Origin of the sequence: Flavobacterium sp., assembly GCF_027533505.1 — a bacterium.
Classification (GTDB): domain Bacteria; phylum Bacteroidota; class Bacteroidia; order Flavobacteriales; family Flavobacteriaceae; genus Flavobacterium.
Genome location: NZ_JAPZUB010000019.1, coordinates 1 through 19,576 on the forward strand (window position 1 = coordinate 1; position 19,576 = coordinate 19,576).

At 40.2% G+C, this 19,576-nt stretch carries 18 protein-coding genes and 1 pseudogene; 8 read left to right on the forward strand and 11 right to left on the reverse strand.

Going from position 1 to position 19,576, the window contains the following annotated elements; genetic code table 11:
- A pseudogene (locus O9316_RS04425) lies at nucleotides 1–116 on the forward strand (IS982 family transposase); the annotation flags it as partial.
- 245 nt (nucleotides 117–361) lie between these two features.
- Here the strand turns inward: O9316_RS04425 and O9316_RS04430 are convergent.
- The 6 genes from O9316_RS04430 to O9316_RS04455 all read right to left on the reverse strand — a co-directional run bounded on the left by O9316_RS04430 (nucleotide 362) and on the right by O9316_RS04455 (nucleotide 8,893).
- Complete coding sequence (locus tag O9316_RS04430; RefSeq protein ID WP_298204150.1) at nucleotides 362–1,708, reverse strand: hypothetical protein; 1,347 nt, start codon at nucleotides 1,706–1,708, stop codon at nucleotides 362–364.
- Nucleotides 1,709–1,760: 52 nt separating this feature from the next.
- Entirely contained in the window at nucleotides 1,761–2,852 is a 1,092-nt protein-coding gene (locus O9316_RS04435; protein WP_288041313.1) for a hypothetical protein, read from the reverse strand.
- Nucleotides 2,806–5,181 (reverse strand): hypothetical protein, encoded by a 2,376-nt coding sequence (locus O9316_RS04440; RefSeq protein ID WP_298204151.1) that lies wholly within the window; start codon nucleotides 5,179–5,181, stop codon nucleotides 2,806–2,808. The genes O9316_RS04435 and O9316_RS04440 overlap by 47 nt, the downstream gene beginning before the upstream one ends.
- Before the next feature lie 218 nt (nucleotides 5,182–5,399).
- Nucleotides 5,400–6,203 carry an SDR family oxidoreductase gene (locus tag O9316_RS04445; protein WP_298204152.1) on the reverse strand — a complete coding sequence of 268 codons (804 nt, stop codon included), beginning with the start codon at nucleotides 6,201–6,203 and terminating at the stop codon, nucleotides 5,400–5,402.
- The gene (locus O9316_RS04450) at nucleotides 6,200–8,527 is read right to left on the reverse strand and encodes a M28 family peptidase (RefSeq protein ID WP_298204153.1); all 2,328 of its coding nucleotides are present in this window, start codon (nucleotides 8,525–8,527) and stop codon (nucleotides 6,200–6,202) included. The genes O9316_RS04445 and O9316_RS04450 overlap by 4 nt, the downstream gene beginning before the upstream one ends.
- A 15-nt stretch (nucleotides 8,528–8,542) precedes the next feature.
- Nucleotides 8,543–8,893 carry a hypothetical protein gene (locus O9316_RS04455; RefSeq protein WP_298204154.1) on the reverse strand — a complete coding sequence of 117 codons (351 nt, stop codon included), beginning with the start codon at nucleotides 8,891–8,893 and terminating at the stop codon, nucleotides 8,543–8,545.
- A gap of 261 nt (nucleotides 8,894–9,154) precedes the next feature.
- Here O9316_RS04455 and ssb (O9316_RS04460) point away from each other — a divergent pair, with 261 nt between their 5' ends.
- The 3 genes from ssb (O9316_RS04460) (at nucleotide 9,155) to O9316_RS04470 (ending at nucleotide 10,465) form a co-directional block, all read left to right on the forward strand.
- A complete protein-coding gene (gene ssb, locus O9316_RS04460) occupies nucleotides 9,155–9,481 on the forward strand; it encodes a single-stranded DNA-binding protein (RefSeq protein ID WP_298204163.1) in 327 nt (108 codons plus the stop codon).
- A gap of 39 nt (nucleotides 9,482–9,520) precedes the next feature.
- Nucleotides 9,521–9,853, forward strand: a complete 333-nt coding sequence (gene ssb / locus O9316_RS04465; RefSeq protein ID WP_073360499.1) for a single-stranded DNA-binding protein — start codon at nucleotides 9,521–9,523, stop codon at nucleotides 9,851–9,853.
- Between the two features lie 168 nt (nucleotides 9,854–10,021).
- Nucleotides 10,022–10,465, forward strand: a complete 444-nt coding sequence (locus O9316_RS04470; protein ID WP_298204155.1) for a hypothetical protein — start codon at nucleotides 10,022–10,024, stop codon at nucleotides 10,463–10,465.
- Here the strand turns inward: O9316_RS04470 and O9316_RS04475 are convergent.
- From O9316_RS04475 to metG, 5 genes are read right to left on the reverse strand one after another with little or no spacing between them, the layout of a single operon-like run.
- Nucleotides 10,462–11,094 (reverse strand): chloramphenicol acetyltransferase, encoded by a 633-nt coding sequence (locus O9316_RS04475; RefSeq protein ID WP_298204156.1) that lies wholly within the window; start codon nucleotides 11,092–11,094, stop codon nucleotides 10,462–10,464. The genes O9316_RS04470 and O9316_RS04475 overlap by 4 nt on opposite strands.
- Nucleotides 11,091–11,780 carry an HAD family hydrolase gene (locus O9316_RS04480; protein WP_298204157.1) on the reverse strand — a complete coding sequence of 230 codons (690 nt, stop codon included), beginning with the start codon at nucleotides 11,778–11,780 and terminating at the stop codon, nucleotides 11,091–11,093. The genes O9316_RS04475 and O9316_RS04480 overlap by 4 nt, the downstream gene beginning before the upstream one ends.
- 3 nt (nucleotides 11,781–11,783) lie before the next feature.
- Entirely contained in the window at nucleotides 11,784–12,206 is a 423-nt protein-coding gene (locus O9316_RS04485; RefSeq protein WP_298204158.1) for a hypothetical protein, read from the reverse strand.
- Nucleotides 12,173–13,213 (reverse strand): hypothetical protein, encoded by a 1,041-nt coding sequence (locus tag O9316_RS04490; RefSeq protein WP_298204159.1) that lies wholly within the window; start codon nucleotides 13,211–13,213, stop codon nucleotides 12,173–12,175. The genes O9316_RS04485 and O9316_RS04490 overlap by 34 nt, the downstream gene beginning before the upstream one ends.
- A 35-nt stretch (nucleotides 13,214–13,248) precedes the next feature.
- Nucleotides 13,249–15,306 (reverse strand): methionine--tRNA ligase, encoded by a 2,058-nt coding sequence (gene metG, locus O9316_RS04495; protein ID WP_298204160.1) that lies wholly within the window; start codon nucleotides 15,304–15,306, stop codon nucleotides 13,249–13,251.
- 158 nt (nucleotides 15,307–15,464) lie between these two features.
- Here metG and O9316_RS04500 point away from each other — a divergent pair, with 158 nt between their 5' ends.
- The 4 genes from O9316_RS04500 (at nucleotide 15,465) to O9316_RS04515 (ending at nucleotide 19,431) form a co-directional block, all read left to right on the forward strand.
- Nucleotides 15,465–16,361 carry an LD-carboxypeptidase gene (locus tag O9316_RS04500; protein ID WP_298204164.1) on the forward strand — a complete coding sequence of 299 codons (897 nt, stop codon included), beginning with the start codon at nucleotides 15,465–15,467 and terminating at the stop codon, nucleotides 16,359–16,361.
- Nucleotides 16,362–16,448: 87 nt separating this feature from the next.
- Nucleotides 16,449–16,841, forward strand: a complete 393-nt coding sequence (locus O9316_RS04505) for a four helix bundle protein (RefSeq protein WP_298204161.1) — start codon at nucleotides 16,449–16,451, stop codon at nucleotides 16,839–16,841.
- Between the two features lie 3 nt (nucleotides 16,842–16,844).
- Nucleotides 16,845–17,207, forward strand: coding sequence for a YraN family protein (locus O9316_RS04510; RefSeq protein ID WP_297516887.1), 363 nt, complete (start codon nucleotides 16,845–16,847; stop codon nucleotides 17,205–17,207).
- A 46-nt stretch (nucleotides 17,208–17,253) separates the two neighbouring features.
- A complete protein-coding gene (locus O9316_RS04515) occupies nucleotides 17,254–19,431 on the forward strand; it encodes a M12 family metallo-peptidase (RefSeq protein WP_298204162.1) in 2,178 nt (725 codons plus the stop codon).
- Nucleotides 19,432–19,576: the final 145 nt, after the last annotated feature.

Here is a 19,576-nt window from a genome sequence, read left to right on the forward strand (position 1 = left end):
TTGAAGGTTTTAAAACAAGAATTTTAGCAAAAATAACAGCATTAACTTTGGTTCAGTATATCAATAAATTTATCTTTAATAGACCAATAAATAAAATCAAAAATCAATTAATTTAATTTCACCCAACGGGTTAAATATAATTGTAATCATAATAAAAAAACCTATACCATCAAGAAAACCAAATAGACCAATTAACGAACTACCCAATAATCTTGAAATAATTTTTGTTTCTGTCATTCTATGAGTAACTCCATTTACATTAAAATCTTGAACAATTATTAAGATTGATAACAAAAAAAAGTAAACAAGAATGTGTAAAATCCAAATCTTCCAAAATATTGAAATTTTTGGTAAAATATTACTAAAGTGCATAATCTTTAATTATTTTTTTAATATCATCATTAACTGTTCCATCTTGGTTAAGTTTTCCTTTAAAACCATACCACTTTGGCTTATGCTTATCTAAATAGAGCATTAGTAAAGGTAAGTCTATTCTAAATTGGTCATCTGTAACTTTTGCATTAGGAGAAAAATCATCAAATGCAGGAACAACATCATCATTGAACCAACTAATTAATTGAGAACCTGTCCCATGCCAACCTCCTTGAATGTCTTTATCTGCCATATCTTGAAATTTAGATATAGTTTTGCTTTCAGTTTTACTATAAATCGGAGGAGCAACTGTTCCTTGCTCATATTCAATAAATCTTTTGTCCCAATTATAAGCATCATCACCTTTTAATGGTGTTAGAGCGTATTTTCCATAAATCAAATCATAAAACTGTGTGATTGCATAATCGCAAATACCTAAGTTCAATTCATTTAATATAGTCTCTACATCATTAGAAATAGCAGGATGCCCACCTTCTAACGCTGTTAAAGCATTTACTAATGTTTTCGCTCCCTTACACCATTTCACTCTATGCCCAAGCCTAAAAATCCAACCATCAACAGCATTATAAAAATCATGAATTTGTTTAAAAGGAGCCAATCTGCCCTGTATTTTATGTTTTATGATGTAGGAATAACCATTTAGCCAACGTTCAGCATTCTTATCTCGGTCAATTAACAACCAAGACCCATCTTTTCCTTTCCAAGATTTTTCGGCTTGTGCTTTTTCTCGAAGAGCCAATTTATACGTTTCATAATCCTCAAATTCGCCACCAATGGTATGGGCAGTGTTTTTGCCATTTGTTAGAAAATCTAACATTAAACTTGGAAAATCTATGTCAGAATAGGAAACAGGAAGAAAAATTTTTATTTTGTCATTATCAATACTAATGTAAAGTTGATTATAAAGTTTGTATTCGGGGTCCCCGAATAATAAACTTCTTTCAGTCATATTTGCTCTTTTTAAAGAAATTTTAGTAGCGTCTGCATCGTCACCACTATAGGTTATATTTAAAACAGGAAAAATTTTACCTGCGATAAATACTCTTTCTCGTTTTATATTTCCATCTGGGTTTGATGTGAACAACCTCTCATAAGGAATTTTCTTTTTATAATAATTTGCATTTCTAATTTTAAAAAGAAATTTAACAAAACCAATTTCAGTTTGGTTTAATTCCAACGCTTTTGGAGCTTTTTTTTCAATTTTAGCCAACTCTTCTTTTTCCTCCCTCTTATCCCCAATCGCGGCCAGTCTTTCATACCGTGGCTCGAGGAATCTCCCGTTTTCGCGGTGCCATGCTAATTTTTTGCTGTTCATGGTGTGTAATAATTTAAAAATATTGGGGTGTGGTATTCACACCCCAAAAAAATTAAGTTGTAGTTTTTTTGTTTAAGTAGGTTTCATTCCCAAGAAAAGGCACATCAGTATTGGCCTCACATTGGTCTAAGTTAGGTAACCCTTCGGCATCAACGGCGACACCACTTTTTTGTAAAGCAATTAATGAGGTGGGCAACGTAGTGTTCCAGCTTTCTTCAATGACGTATTCTTGTTCTTTTAACTCATCAATGATGGAGGTGTATAGTGGATTGTCAATAACGGGTATTGAACCTCCTAGCCAAATTTGTCCTGTTGCTAAATAATGCATGACGGCTTTTTCAAAACCAGGTTTAACGGTAACAATCACTCTTGCCAAACCTGCCTGCATAAAGGAGCGGAACAAGGCATCATTGCTCTCATTTTGATATAAATCTTTCCAATCCTCTTTGTTTCCCCAATAATAAGGGTAAAACGAATAACTCATCAAATTCCACTCAAACGCTTGCTCCATAAATTTTGCAAAACTGGTATACTCCTCCATTTTTTTATTCAATTGCACTTGATAAGTGGTGAAGGTCGCATTATCATCATACATTTTAACTCCGACTCTTTTTGTTGAGTTAGGATTTGAATGGTCCATCAAATAAGAGATACAATTATGTCGCAAAATAGTTTGCTCTATTTGTCGATAAAATAAAGGGTTACTTTCGATTTGAGTACGATTGTTTGACTTGGTTTCTTCCACTTTTTGATTGTATGCTTCTAGCAAATCTAAATAGCCCGCAATAATTTTTTTATAGGCTTCTTTTTTCCATTCATCAATAAATTCTTGAGTTAAACTTACAGAAACTTCAACAGAAGCACTTGAGGTGTGCTTTGCAATAGCTGTATAGGAAACAGGAATAGAATTAGTATATTTCTCTATAGGGACATTAAACATCGAAGTGTTGTTAAAAGCGGTTAAAGTTTTCGTTCCACAGCTTACAGAATGAAATCCATTTCCAATTCCATTTGAACTTCCAAATGTTGAGACTTCATTTAAAATTAAGGAGACATTTGTACTGTAATACCCTTTTGGGATTTCAATTGAAGATGTTTCAGCGTGTGTAAATCCAGATTGTACTGAGTTTTTTATTTTGTACAAACGATTTACCAACTTTAAATGACGTGATCGGATAGGTTTCTATTTCTACATTGTATTGACTTGCCAAATAATGGTAATTATCTTTATTGATTTTTGTAAAATCTGTAATACCAATTGTTTTTGGATCAATAGGTTTTTCAATAACTAGGTGGCTAGAATTTAATACACCAGCTTCCATACCTAGTAAATGCAGTTTACTTGGTTGGGGTACGGCAAATTCATACATCAACCGTTTGCCATAATTATAGATTTGATTCTTGTAGATTGCATTCACATAACGATAAACACCCGAAACATGAGATACACCTTCAGTATTGTCAAATATATGTGTATTGACCTCAGTAAATTCTTCAGTAGTTTTTACTGTTCTTTCATTTTTAACACGAGAAACTACTCTCTCTACCGCTCTTTGAGTGATTTCTTTTGCCTGAGTAACAGATTCTCTATTGCTTTCCTCAAGTGATGTATTTGAAGCAAAACTTGCTCCACTATCAATGATTGTTTTATTCCATTGACTGTTCACATTGATATGTGAATTAAATTGATTTTGTTCAAGCATCAGTTTAGCAACTTCTGTTTGCATTTCAAATCGTTCAGTTGTAGCTGTATCTAGAACTTTTTCAGTTTCTATTTCATTGCTAGAAGTTTCAATAATTTGAGTTTGTAAGAATCTAGTGGTGCTTTTTTCTCGTAACTCTTTTGCCATGATGTTTTCAATGTGGGCAACTTCACCAACTTCGTATTTGCAAATCTTAGAAACAACTTTTCTGTAATCTGCAATTCCTAATTGTTTGTACCCATAAGTGTTTGGAGTAAAGTTTAAATTAGACTCTTCGTTTTCTGAATTATTCGAATCACTTTCTTTTGGTGTTAGCTTTCCATTAATACAAGTGAATAATTTAAAGTCTTGAATTTCAAAGGAATAATATTGACCATTATTGAATTGTAATTGACCATCAAATGAAATGACTGGACTTTCATTTGTACTACTTAAATTTGAATTGAATAAGTTATCTAAAGTAATTACATTGCCGTCATTTGATTGATTAAATGATCCATTTGTATTGTTGGAATTGTCAGCATAGGTCAAATTATAAATAAAATTTGAAACGACTAAACTTGCATTTGAAGTATGGATAGCTATAAACATACTTATTTTTCCATTTGGCAATAAATGCGAACACAAACGGAAAGCGTAATTAGAGTCAACCTGAATGTTTTGTTCTAAATTTATTACCGAATCACCTAATACCATAGTAGGTTTAGATGTTTTTAGACTATTGGCAAGGCGTTGATGATTGATTTCAATACAACTTTCAAGTTCGATAAGTAAATCATCCAATGTTTTTATTTTACTTATGTCTACAATTTCAGAAAGCACCTTTTTTTGGTTATCATCTAACTGTAATAATACCTTGTCGATTTTTAAACTTTCGTCAATTTTTAAACTAAATTCTTGAATTTTGGGATGATTAACTATCGGCTTATTACAAATATCTTCTGGGTGAAAGTTGTTTTCTCTAGGTATTTGACACTTTTCGCTTAAGGCTTCATTGTAAGTTTCTTCATATTCACTTTGAAGTTGTTTTACATCTTTTAAATAGGAATTCAATTTTGTATTGAATTCACTTTCGCATTGAACTTCATAATTTCTTTTAATTACGTTCAAGGGTTGTATTAACTCATTACATTGTTGAATTTTTACTTTTGCTAATTGTAATTCAACAGAGTTGTCTATGTGACCAGAAAAGTAGTCAAGATTCGAAGTTCTTGTTAGAAAAGGGTTTGATTTGGCAGAAAAGTTAAACACCTCACTTGGCAATAGAATCAAAGGATTAATTAAATCATTAAAACTAGATTTTATCTTTCCTTTGTTTTTCAGGATATTATTTACAATAAGTATTTGAAATACAGCTTCTTTTATGTAAAAATCCTTTTGAGTGATAATTTGATAATAGACATTACTCCATAATTTATTTTCAAAGGTATTGCTAATGGGATTTATTAAACCCACTTTGGTTTCTAAACTCCTTGAATCAATTTTTGATTTATTACTACTAAACCAATCAGATAAATCGAAAATTTCTTCATTTTCATCTTTGATTTCAGTTAAATTTCTAAAAGCATTAAAATTGACTGCTTCTTCACTAAGCACCTCAAAGTTTGATTGATTTTCCTCTTTATTGAGGTAAGCAATGTAAAACGGGTCGTTTTCTAAATTTGGATTTGATAAAAACCGAATACTAAAATCCTCCTTTTTTGACAATTGAGGACTTCTTAGACTTACAAAACGAAATAAAGTAGTTTGATTTTTGACTTCTGTAGACATGGTATAAATATTAAAATGAAAAAAAATTAACGAGATAAAATGAAATGAATGGCTTTATCTATGGATTCAAAATTATAAAAAGGAAACGAGAGAGTAAAAAAAAATAGAAAGGAAAAAACCTATTTTTCAAAAGGAAAAAACCTGAAGTTCAAGGGGAAAAACCCTATCCCTTCTCCGGAAAAATACCTAAAGTTCCCTGGAAAAATACCCCGTTTCAGTTACAGCGGAAGGTGTGGTTCAAAAGCGTAGTGCTGTTGCGCAAGCCAAGTACATTCTATACGCTTGCCGACTCGCGTGTCATGGGCATCAAAGTGAGGCGGTGGGATTTGACGGTGGTGGGCCGCTTGGGTATAAAATTCCGCTCGGGTAGGCCGCTCGGGATGTACCGCATTGATAAACCTTTGAAGCGCTTCTTGCTCCAAACATAGCCTCAAAATGCCGATACAATCGGATAAAGCAATCAAATGTACGGGAGCCATAGGCCGTTCTAGATTTTGTCGCCCCGATAAATAAGTAACCGGATGCCGATCGGGTCCAACCAAGCCACCCAACCGGATGCCCGTGTAGGGAAGCTCCGCCTGATGAATCGCCTGCTCAGCAGCCCATAGTCCTTTACCCGAAGCGGTATCGGGTTCGGGTACCGTTGTGTCATCAACCACGCCTTGATGCTCTCCAAAAACACCTGTTGATCCCACCCAGAGCAGTTTTTTTATCGGTGTCTTTTGAAGAAGCCGCAGTAATTGTGCTACTTTTTCCACATACGAATCCTCCTGCGATTGCCGTAGTTTTGGCGGAAATGCCACCACAAGATGCGAAACATCGGCGATAAAATCAGCCCATTCGCCTTCGCATCCCGAAGGGGTCAACGAAACGGTGTATGCCTCGACACCTAAGGCGTGTAAAATTTCCTTTTTTTCGGGGGTGGTTGTGCTGCCTTTCACGCGATACCCTTCGGTCAATAAATGCTGGGCCAAGGGTTTTCCTAGCCATCCACAGCCTAAAATGCCTACGGTTGGTTTCATGGTTGCGCTGGACTAGGCGGTGGAGTAGGTTGCACGGGTTGCATAAGTACGACAGCATCATTCAACACAAAAGGCATCGGAAGTGTGTTTTTCGGGCGCGGTGGAACACCCATACGGGCTTGTTCAAGTAGATCAAACGAACTTTCCATCAATTCCAATTGCGGTGCATCGCCCACGGCAACATCAAACGACAACACCAAAGGCTGGTTGCGGGTGACATAATAACTAAGAAGTTTGTTCGACGTTTGTCCGCCAATTTTTGAAGCATAGGTCAACGGATACACACCATTGGCTTTTAAATGCGCGATAGCTACTTGGTTTTTGAGGAAAATATCATAGCGGTTTACCCGACGTTGGGGGGTAATTCGAATTTGATAAAAACGACGGTTACCTTTTACCGTGTCCCGTTCAAATACAATAGAAGGTCCTTTCAAAGCATAAACGGGAGCCGGATGCATCCATCGGAAGGCGGTGCCATATTTACTATACAATGCATTGCGATTTAAAAGCGCCGCCGATTGGGGTTGTGACGTTAAAAAGGCTTGATTCCAGCTGTCGGGGCGCTCGTCATAGGTTGTCCAATAGGCCTTTTTTTGCGCGACGTCATAAACATACAACAAGCTATTGGGACGGGCTTTGGCCGAAGTAAATGAAGCGTTCCAATGCGCTTTCCCCAAAAAGGAAATTCCTATGAGAAGGCAAACAAAGGCCCAGCGGGATTTATACGGAAAAGCGCCCAAAATAGGCAAAAGGATGACAAACGTAAGGACCAATAAAACAGCCGCCCCAGGAAGTATTTTCAATCCTAATCCTACGGGAAATAAAGGGATTAAGGGCACTAACAAAAACAAGGCGGGCAATGCCATCACTAGATTCCACAGTCCTTTGGATTGTTGCGTGAGTACAAAAGCCCCCAGCATAAGTGTTGCTCCCAAAACGGGAAGAAGTAAAAAAGAGGCGCCGGGTAATTTCCAGGCGAGTCCTATGCCGAGGATGATCCAAAGAAAAAGACCCGCAAAAAGGCGATTCATTTCGGTAAAACGGCTGGTTTCTTTGCGGTAAATCCAGAAACAAATTCCTAAGGTAAACGCCAAACCCGCATAGAGGTAATCATGTCCGTTGTATGGAAATCCTTGCAAAATGGTCGAAATATCAGGATAAATCCTAGGCAAAAGAGCCGTGACTCCCCAACACACAAAGGCAGATAAGGCTATTGATAGCAACAAGGGAATGAAGCCTTTTACCACTTCGTCAATTCGCAAAACGTGCTTTCCGAGACCGATGAACGTAAAGGTGAACAAAAGAACGCCTGTTAGCAATAACAACGGCCAATTCCACGTGAAGGGATAATGTACAAATCCAAAAGGAATTGAGAAGTACACTTCTTCCTCGGGATGTTCAAGGTTCCGCAAATCCCGCTGTGTAAAATGCGTTGACAGTGCCATAATATAACTTCCCTGATGCGCGAGGGAATAGGGCGATAAATTGGCATAATGATCTTGGGCGGTATGGTAGTTGTAATGGCTGTCGATAAAGGCAAAGTTGTAGCCTTGAATTTTTCCCGCTTCACGAAAAACGGTAAGATCGGTATCGTTGGGAAGCATTTTATAGATGCTGTACATCAATGAATTACTCACAGGATAAGGCGTTTGGGCGGCAGCAAAAGCCTCTACCATGGCGCGATTACCTTGGGTAGTTTCCATAAGCATCATGCTGGGACCCGAGGTGCCACGTGCTTCAAAATTGATAACTAGCCCAACGTCTTTGGCCCAAGCGTGTTGGGTCACAAAGAGGGCAGCGCCATTCAGTCCCAATTCTTCGGCATCGGTAAAGAGGAGGATCAGGTCGTTTTGCAACGGCGTTTTGTTGTACAGTAAGGCCCGAACGCTTTCGAGTAGGGTGGCCACTCCCGAGGCGTCATCACTTGCACCATGTGATTTGGAGTGTGGAGCGCTGTCGTAATGGGAGAGGAGGAGCAAGGCTTTGGTAGACTTTTGGCCCTTGATTCGCGCCATGATATTGGTGGCTTCGACCAGTGTTCCTTTCTCGGTAAGGGTAAAGCCACGTTGGATTTGCGGTTCAAGACCGAGGGCTTTGAGTTCTTGTTGAAGGTATTTTTGAATCCGCGGATGATCGTCCGATCCAACATAATGAGGACGTTTGGAGAGGTACTGTACTTTTTCTAAGGCCCGTTGTGTCGAAAATTCAGCCAAAGGAGCAGGCTCTTGATCGTCGTAGGTTTGAGGCATTTGACGATAAAAAACCAATCCGATAATAAGTATCAGAAACAAGGCTTCGTAGAGGTAGGTATACTTTTTTTTCATGGTATGTAAGCCAACCTATTCCTCCGACGGCAGGAGTTGCAAACGGTAATTTTCCGTAAGCACGTAGCCTTGATCGTACACGTAGCGATAGGTTTCGCCGGATTTGGTCATTACTATTTGGGTGAGGTAGTTAAAATCAAAACCTCGTTGTGCTAATTTCTCTAAGGCCATCGATGGAATTCCTTCGTCGTGTAGTTCACGTAAAATGCGGTAATTTCGGCGCAAGGCATTGTGAACGGTTCGCATGAGGTTGTTGCAGTCGCGGTTCATTCGGTTGTTGAATGTGTTGCGGCATCCATCGTTGCAAAATTTTTTGTCTTCGCGGCCCATCAAGGGTGATCCGCATTCGTGGCAATTTCGTTTCATTTTTCGTGGTTTAAAAAAAGGTTATATGGCGTTCTATAGAAGCATTGACCTGTATCCAAAGGCATTGGGTCAAATTTTCAAGTCAAATATAACGAATAAATTGTAAAACCGAAGCGTTTACGACTAGCTCCTTTGAAAAACAGCAAAATACTTAATTACAAACGATTACATTCGGTAGTAAATGGTATACTACCGACTATCGCTTTCAACACTTCCTAATTTTGTCCTGTTGATGTAAGCCAAATTAAGTTTTAACCAATTATTGAAGCCATGAAAAATCGAGTTCAATTAATCGGCCATGTGGGCCAAGATCCCGAAGTCAAATCTTTTGAAGGGGGAAAGAAAGTTGCCAATCTCAATTTAGCAACTAATGATGTTTACTACAAAGAAGAGGGAGAGAAAGTAACCCAAACCGAATGGCATCGCGTCGTCGCTTGGGGGAAATTAGCCTCACTAATCGAACAGTACGTAACCAAAGGCAAGGAGCTGGGTATTACGGGAAAAATCACCTATCGCAATTATGAAGACAAAGAGGGTAACAAGCGATCCATTACAGAAATTGTTGCGGAAGAAGTCTTGTTTATGTAAGAACGAAAAAGAAATTAATTTTTAAAAAAAAGAAAACGTATGAGTGCATTACGAAATAAAGTCCAATTAATCGGCCACGTGGGACAAGAACCTGAAGTTAAAACTATGGACAAGGGGAAAAAAGTGGCGAACCTCACCTTAGCCACCCGCGATGTGTATTACAAAGATGGGGGTGAAAAGGTTGAGCAAACCGAATGGCATCGTGTAACCGCCTGGGGGAAGTTGGCCGAGATCGTCGAAAAGTATGTCGTCAAGGGAAAAGAAATTGCAGTGGAGGGCAAATTGACACATCGCTCGTATGACGATAAGAACGGCGAGAAGCGGTACATCACAGAAGTGGTGGCCAATGAACTTCTTCTCCTCGGGAAATAGACCTTGCAAAGGTTCGATAGAAACGGCAGTTCTTCGGAGCTGTCGTTTTGTTTTTCAAGCAATTATCCAATTACTTTTTAACACGAAAACGTTTTCGGTACAATTAAAATTAGCAGGTCAAGATTATTTTAATACTTTTATTTTGAAAAATAGTGTAAAAAGCTACTCATGCGTGCATTACGAGTTATCATTAGCGGATTATTATTGGGGTTTGCCGGCTTGCAGTTGCAGGCTCAAGTAGGCATCAACACCACCAATCCCTTAAGTACACTCGATATTAACGGAAACCTTTCGGTAAAAACGGTAACGTTAACAGGGAACGGTTCGGGTAATGGAGGAGCCGCGATTCCCATTAATGATGGCGTGTACATTTCCTTAGTACCTCAAGCCACCGACGATAAGTTTCAATTGCCAAGTCCTGTAGCTTTTCCTGGACGTGTATACGTGATTCGAAATATAAGTAACACTATAACAGCTCAACTAACAACAACAGCGGGCTTGCTATTTCCAAAAACATCGACCATGGGGGCACCACAAGTATACCTTTTTGAAGGAAGTACACGCACACTAATTGTGATTAGTGACGGATTGAATTGGACCTACATCAACTAACCGTTTAGCAGATTTTGTAGAATATCCAAAAATCGACCTACATGAATGCCATCAACCAACCCATGATGCACGTGTACGGCAACGGGCATTGATTTACACCCCATTTTTTCGGTCATTTTTCCAAACGAGATTTTAGGGCAACTATCGGGATAACTAAAGCCTCTCGCATGAGACAGTCCCTCAAAATCAACCCATGGAATACTTGAAAAATGAATTAAATTTTCATCAGGGAAGGCGCGTGTAAGCAAACCCGATGTGGCTTGAATACGGTCAATTTCGGCTTGGGCTTTTTTTTCAAATTCCAGTATATCCGGATGATATTCCATCCACGAAAAACCAAAAGTCTCGTCTTTCCGCATGATGGTTGCTGAAGCATCAATGCGATCAAAACACCAAGGCTCTTTGTCGATGATACGCCATCGAAAAGGTTCACAGGCATTGACCGCTGTTAAGGTTTTGTGTAAATAATAAATAAAAAAAGAGAGGCCCATTGCTTTGGCATTTTCATAGGCCTTGGTACAATCCACCCGACTGGTCATGCCATAAAAAGGCTCTTCCATTTGCGAAAAGAATTCAAAATGCTCCCGACGATTCCAAGTAGCTACCGCTATTTTTGTTTTTGTAATCATACATAAAAGGGAAGTATTTCCGTAATTGAAGTTATTGCCTGAAAGTTGGGATGTTTGACCTCAAAATCAATTTTTTCATACGCCCAAGTGGTATGATACGGAATATGAAAAGCCTTCCCGCCAAGTTCTAACACGGGTAAAACATCCGATTTTAGTGAGTTTCCAATCATTACAAAATGGGCAGCGTCAACATCCAACCGGCCCAACATTTTTTGATAATCCAAAACGGTTTTATCACTCATTACTTCAATATGGTGAAAATAATGACCCAGTCCCGAATCGTGAAGTTTTCGGTGTTGGTCTTTCAAATCTCCTTTAGTTGCCACCACCAATCGATAGTTGGCCGCTTTCAACTGCTGCAAAACAGGTTCAACTTCAGGCAAGAGCACAACCGGTTGCTGCAGCAACTCTTTTCCAATCTGAATAATCTTTGCTGTGGCTGCTCCCGACAACTGCTGCTGGGTTAACTCAAGTGCCGATTCCATCATCGAAAGGATAAATGCTTTGATCCCAAAGCCATACAACGGAAGGTTTTTCACTTGATGTTGTAAAATCAATTGCAGCAATTCTTGTTTGGAAGTATAATCCTGAAACAGTTCACAAAAACGATCTTGTGCCACATCAAAATAAGGTTCGTTATGCCACAACGTATCGTCGGCGTCAAAAGCTAGGAGGGTAGACTGCATTGATTAGTTTTTAAATTCATAAAAGGAAAATCCATTAACACCTTTGAATTGTCCACCCAAATATAAAGAGGAACCCAAGCTAAACATGACAGCTTTATCAATTTTTTTGTCCGATACGAACTCCCGCAAACGATCAAAGGATGAATGTACACGGGGTTCGTTGAGCGCATTAAATTGATTGTCAAAGACGCCAGAAACATATACTATTTTTCGGTTGACATATGAATTAAAGTTGTCATTTGAATAGCGGTTTATAGCCATGTCAATAGCCAGTCCAATTACACCAAACATAGCACCAACCCAAGGATTGTCTTTGACTTCCGAAACACCTCCTATGGTTAATACAATCTGCTCGCCATGTCTGTAACAGGAAATGGAAGGGTATAAATTGCCTATTTTTCGAATAAGTTGATTGGATTTATCCAAAACTCGCGTGCTGTTATCGAACCGTTTTCTTGAATGATTTCGGTATTTTTGAAGGCAATTTCTTGGTCTTGCACAATTTCCCATGATTTCAAAATGGTTCCGTCAAAGGCGCGGTGCGTAATCATTAAACGGTCGGATTTGCTTTTAAGCTGAATGATTTGTTTTTCAAAATAAAAAGAAGAAGCCGGAATTGGGTAATAGGTGGCTTCCGCAGGCCGCTCGACATAAGGTTGCGGATACAATTTTTGGATATAGCTAAAGTCAGTAAGTTGAATAGCTAATAACTGGGTGCCCGAATCGTTATTGTCAAAAGTAAATATCAAGGTATCTCCATCAATATAACTTTTTCTCAACATCGCCGCTAAATCAAGTGAGGGAGGTGTTTCATCATCGATAAACTGAAAATAGGGAACCTGCTGCAACGCATTAGTATCGTCCATCATTTCCCAAAAACTAACCCGTTTGCCTTCATAGTTCAAAAAAGTTTTCCCTGTAAGATCAATCTTGTTTTGGCTAATTTTTGTTCCTTCCAAGGTTCGAATGGTTAGCACACTTTCATTTTTCAAACAACTTACCACATAGAGTTTACCATGGGCGTTGATTTTGGCAACTACTTTTTCTTTGCCCAAAACATAAGGAAGCAATGTAAATGCAGTTTTCCCCGTAGTAAAGTCAAAAACTTGACAACCTAGTTTGTCTTTTTCCCCCGAATTCCAATACAAAGTATACTGGTTTTCTTGTACGGTATACCCCATAATCCCTTTAAACTCTTTGCTCGGACGCTCCTGTACCAGAGAGTCTTTTACTTGAAACTGTGGCGTGGTTCGAATAACGCGAATACGCTCCGCATCTTGTAAACAAAGCGCCAGTTGCGACTTAGCATCATCAACAATCTCAAAACAATGCGTTTTTGAATAAAAATGAAGCGGAAGGGTTCCCACTAAATTTTGCGCTTGCGTGCCGAGAGCACATAAAAACAATCCTATCAACCAAAACTTTTTTATCATGGCTTGTAAAAATTTAATATGAATCTAATTACGTTCTAACTAATCGTCGCTCCATTGGCTACCCCTTCTGCATCGGGATTCACAAACACCAATTGGCCTTCGGTGTTTTGGGTGAGTAGCAACATGCCCTGACTCTCTACACCGCGCAGCGCTCTTGGGGCCAAATTGACCAATACGGTTACTCGTTTTCCAATCACTTCTTCGGGGGTAAAATGTTCGGCGATACCCGACACAATGGTTCGCACATCCAATCCTGTATCGACTTTCAACACCAAAAGTTTATCGGCTTTTGGCATTTTTTCTGCTTCAATAATCGTTCCCACACGCAAATCCATTTTGGAAAAATCATCAAAAGTTGCGGTTTCTTTCTGAGGGGTAACTTCGGGATTTGTCATGGTATTCGATCTTTTGGTCGCTTCCAATTTGTCGATTTGTTGTTGAATGGCTTCGTCTTCGATTTGGGCAAATAAAAGTTCTGCCTGCCCAATTTCATGTCCCGCAGGCAAAAGCGTTTCCTTCGCAAATACTGTATCCCAACGTTCAGCTTCAATGCGCAACATCGAGCGAAGTTTTTGGGCGGTGAAGGGTAAAAAGGGTTCCGATAAATACCCCAACGCAGTTGCCACTTGTAAGGCAATATACAACTGTGTTTGTACGCGTTCGGGATCGGTTTTGATCATTTTCCAAGGCTCTTCGTCGGCCAAATATTTATTCCCTAAACGCGCTACATTCATCAATTCGCCTTGAGCTTCTCGAAAACGGTAGCGTTCAATCGAACTCGCAATAACCGCTGGATAGGCTTTCAATTCGGTCAAAACTTGTGTGTCCACCTCCGTAAAGGCATGCGGTTGGGGCACTACACCTTGATAGTACTTTTGCGTTAACACGACTACACGATTGATAAAATTGCCAAAAATGGCCACCAACTCATTGTTGTTTCGCGCTTGGAAATCTTTCCAGGTAAAATCATTGTCTTTGGTTTCCGGTGCATTTGCGGTCAAGGCATAACGCAAAGCATCTTGTTTGCCCGGAAATTCCAATAGGTATTCATGCAACCAAACCGCCCAGTTTTTGGAGGTCGAAAGTTTGTTGCCTTCTAAATTTAAAAACTCGTTAGCAGGAACATTGTCGGGAAGAATAAAGCTTCCTTCCGCTTTTAACATCGCTGGGAAAATAATGCAATGAAAAACAATGTTATCCTTACCTATAAAATGCACCAATTTAGTGTCGTGATCTTTCCAATAGGGTTCCCAATCTTTTCCAGTTTTTTGTGCCCATTCTTTGGTAGCTGAGATATATCCAATGGGAGCATCAAACCATACATACAATTTTTTCCCTTCAGCGCCAGGTACGGGTACATCTATCCCCCAGTCCAAATCACGAGTCACCGCACGGGGTTTTAAACCGTCGTCAATCCACGATTTAACCTGACCATAAACGTTCGGTTTCCAGTCGTTTTTATGACCTTCCAAAATCCATTCTTTCAAGAAATTCTCATAGCGATCCAGCGGTAAAAACCAGTGCTTTGTTGCTTTCAATACCGGTGTGCTCCCCGTAATCGTTGATTTTGGGTGGATTAAATCGGTAGCATTCAACGAAGACCCGCATTTTTCACATTGATCGCCGTACGCTTCGGTGTGGCCGCACTTGGGACACGTACCGATGACAAAACGATCGGCTAAGAATTGATTGGCTTGTTCATCATACAATTGTTCCGTGGTTTCTTCAATAAAGTCACCTTGATCGTACAGTTTTTTAAAAAATGCCGCCGCTGTTTCATGGTGTATTTTTGCGGAGGTGCGCGAATAATTATCGAAGGAAATTCCAAATTCAGCAAACGATTGCTTGATGATCCCGTCGTATTTGTCAATAACTTCTTGGGGTGTAATGCCCTCTTTTTTCGCTTTCATCGAAATAGCTACGCCATGCTCATCGCTTCCACACATAAACGCCACATCGCGCCCTTGCAATCGAAGGTAACGGGCATAAATATCGGCGGGAACATAGACGCCAGCCAAGTGACCAATGTGAATAGGACCATTTGTATAGGGTAAAGCCGCAGTTACGGTGTAGCGTTTTGGAAAATCAGACATTGCGATGAGGTACTAAATTTTTGCAAAAGTACGGCATTTGCCCAAAATCCCGAACATATAGTTTCTTATATTTGCCCGAAGCATTCTGGCGAATGAAACCACTAATTCTATTCCTGTGGGTGACGATTTGCTCATCCAACCTATTGGCACAACGAAAAATGATCACACCTCCTTCCCTACAAAAAGGCGATACCGTAGCGATTGTGGCTACCGCCCGTAAGAATTTAGACGATAATCTTGGACCAGCCATCACCTGGCTGAAAAGCCTTGGACTCGAAGTGGTTATCGGTAAAACCATCGGACTAGACCATTACCAATTGGCGGGAACGGATGCTGAACGGGCGGCCGATTTTCAAGCTGCGATGGACAATCCAAACATCAAAATGATTTGGTGCGTGCGAGGCGGTTACGGAACGGTTCGGATGATTGATTTATTAGATTTTACCCAATTCCTAAAACAACCCAAATGGGTAGTCGGATTTAGTGATGTTACGGTTTTACACAGCCATTTGAATACCTTGGGCGTGCAGTCTATCCATGGGATTATGCCTGTCAATGCCAAAGCAAGTGCCGCTGCCAAAGAGTCGCTTCGCCAAGCGTTGTTTGGGGAAACGTTGGAATACCATCTGCCCTGCGATGCCCTCAACCGCATTGGAACCGCAACAGGGCAACTTGTAGGCGGAAACCTTTCGATTTTGTATAGCTTGTTTGGTTCTCCTTCGGCCATTGATTGTACCGATAAGATTTTGTTTTTAGAGGATTTAGACGAATACCTTTACCATATCGACCGTATGTTGATGAACCTAAAACGCAACGGTTGCCTTGAATCACTAAAAGGGATTATCGTGGGAAGTATGACGAAGATGCACGATAACGAAATTCCATGGGGGAAAAATGCCCTCGAAATTGTTGAAGATATTACAAAGAATTACAACATCCCCATAGTATATAATTTCCCGGCAGGTCATATCGCCGATAACCGCGCGCTAATTTTTGGTCGAACTGTAACCCTTGAAGTCACGGAAACCGAAAGCCACGTGGTGTTTCATCCGTAACGTGCTTTTTTTGATAATAAGTGTTTGTAAACGAGTAGTTTGCCAACATCTTTATATTTTTGGGGTATCATTTAAACGCCATACCCTATGAATATGTATCATGACCCTGAAATTTGGGAGCGCTCCCGTCAGTTTTGTACCGAATTGTATCAGCTCACTGCGACCGATAGTTATTATCAAACGTTACCTTACACACCGATTTTACGGCAAATTGCAGTACTCATCCCCACTCATGTTATGTTGGCCTACCAAGCCCCAAAACCTGAATTGTTGATTCGGCATTTGGATTTTACCTTGGGCGCTGCATATGAGTTAAGAACCTTTCTCATGTATTTTTCTTTGTTGGATTTTGATGAGAAATCACCCAATCGACTCTTAGTCCATAAGGTAAATGTTTTGATTGCGAGCATTAATCTTTTGCGGGAGCGGGTTCAAACCGGACGGACTCCACGCCCGATGAGAACAATTATATGTGCTTGATTTATGGCAGCACACAACGATTTAGGGAAAGAAGGGGAGTCTTTAGCGGTTGATTTTCTGAGACGTAATGGATATTCTATCTTGGAAACCAATTGGACATTTCAAAAAGCGGAAGTCGATATCCTTGCGCGCAAAGACGATCTTTTAGCCGTTATTGAAGTAAAAACCCGTTCCAGCATCGCTATGGGATTGCCGCAGGATTTTGTAAAACCAAAGAAAATCCGATTGTTGGTAAAAGCCGTAAATGCTTATGTACAAGAGCAAGCGTGGGAAGTAACGGTTCGTTTCGATATTATTGCGATTCATCAGTTGGAGGGACAAACCGTGTTGGAACACCTTGAAGATGCGTTCTATTATTTTAGTTAGAAAAAAGGGATCTATTTTGTATTTTTACAAAAAAAAAGAAATTGCTATGGTTCGTTTTTTTACTTTTTTGGCGGTATGGTCTGTTTGGACAAGTTTCGCCCAATTCCGTGTGGGTCAGCAAGTAAAATCCTTTGAAGACCGTCGCGCGTCGTTTCAAACGGTCACGGTGCTCCAACCGAAGTCCGATTTGCCTCATCCAGCAATTGAAAGCGTTGTGGCTGAGTCCACCGTGGCGACTTTACAAACTGCTGCTATTCAACAAATTTACAATCAACGTCCGCAAACACTTGACGTAGTAATTCCCTATCAAGGCGCTTCCGTTATCCTTCGGTTGTACCGTGTCAATCCCTTTGCCGAAGGGTTTCAAGTGCTAACTCATCGCGGAGAAGCTGTGTCCTATACCCCTGGAGTATATTACCGTGGAATTATCAAAAACGATTACCGCTCAGTGGCGTCCCTTACTTTTTTTGAAAATGGGTTAAGTGGCCTCATTTCCGGGAGTACATTTCAAAATCTTGTGGTTGGCCCCCTTAAAAACAGCACCGATTACATCGTTTACTCCGATGCAAAAATGAAAGTTCCACACCCGTTTCAGTGCCTCACCGACGACGGACCAGCGATGATGCGCAATGCACGCAGCGTGCCCAATACTACGCAATCGGCAAAATGCGCAACAACCTATTTTGAAATGGACTATAATCTCTACCAAGAAAATGGCAGTGATACCACAACGGCGACCAATTGGATGACTGCTGTATACAACAATATTCAAACTCTTTTTGAAAATGACGGCATCACTATTGCTTTTCGAACGCTATTGATTTGGACCGAACCCGATCCGTATGAGGGCGTTGGGACTTCTTCTGTAGATTATTTGTTTAAGTTCAACCAAGTACGTCCCGTTTTTGATGGGGATGTGGGACAATTATTGGGCATTGACGGGGGCGGATTAGGCGGAGTAGCCGTGACCATTGATGGTTTGTGCTCTTCCCAAAACTTCTGCTATTCTGATGTTGAATTTGATTTTCAAAATGTGCCTACCTATTCCTGGACGGTATTGGTACTTACGCATGAATTCGGACATATTTTAGGGGCTCCTCATACCCACGCTTGTATTTGGAATGGGAACAATACCGCCATCGATAATTGTGCAACCGCAGGAATCGGACCCACAGCAGAAGGGGCTTCGTGCAGTACAGACCCGTTGACGATTCCTTCTTCGGGAACCATCATGAGCTACTGCCATTTGGTGAGCAATGTTGGAATTGACTTAGCCAATGGATTTGGTCCGCAACCCGCCCAACGTATTTTGGATACATTTGCACTGCGCTCTTGCCTCAGCTCCGATTGTATCAATACGTGCATCAATACCGTTGAACGCATTGTTTTGGAAACGACAACACAAACTTCGGCGACCTTTAATTGGATCGATGTTACTGGCGCTACCGCTTGGCGCGTGCGATATTATCCGTTCGGAACAACACCAGGAAGTTGGACAACCATGACAACCAATACGCTAACAGCTACCAACTTAACCCCCAATAGTTATTATGTAATTGAGGTAGCACCAGAGTGCCCCAACGGGTTAGAAATCGGGGGACGCCAACTTATCTTTATGACCGATGATACTTTTTGTACCGGTTCGGTATTTACCGATACGGGAGGTGCAACAGGCGATTATGATGATGAACAAACGGTGATTCGCACCTTGATTCCCAACGTACCCGCCAATAGTATTACCCTCACCTTTACCCAATTTAGCTTGGAGCAAGATTACGATTACCTATACATTTATGATGGAAATTCAACGACAGCGCCTGAATTTAACGGCGGATTAGGATTTACTGGAAATCAAATTCCCGGTCCTTTTGTGTCTTCTGCTGCCGACGGTTCGCTAACACTACAATTCAAGTCGGATGCTTTTGTGACCGATGCCGGGTGGGTCGCCAATATCGGATGTACCCCCAATTTAAACACGGGTGATTTTCAAGGAATAGATTTTACCTATTACCCTAATCCGTCCAACGGGCAGGTATTTGTAACGTCCAAAACCAATGTACAGTCGGTAGCGGTTCATAATGTTATGGGACAATTGTTGCTTCGTGAAATGCCAAGGGATTCCAACTTCACGGTAGATATAACTGCTTTTGCTCAAGGGACCTATTTCGTTACCTTACAGTTTGAGGAAGGTCGATATGCACATTTTAAAGTGGTGAAGAAGTAAAAATAAAAGAAGCCGTCTCACAACTTGAGACGGTTTTTTTTTACGTTTTTTCTTGCATAAAAGAGTTGCAATTTGTATATTTATATCTGATTTACAGATGATTAGACATGAATTTCAAACACTACAATCAACGTCAAACCACACT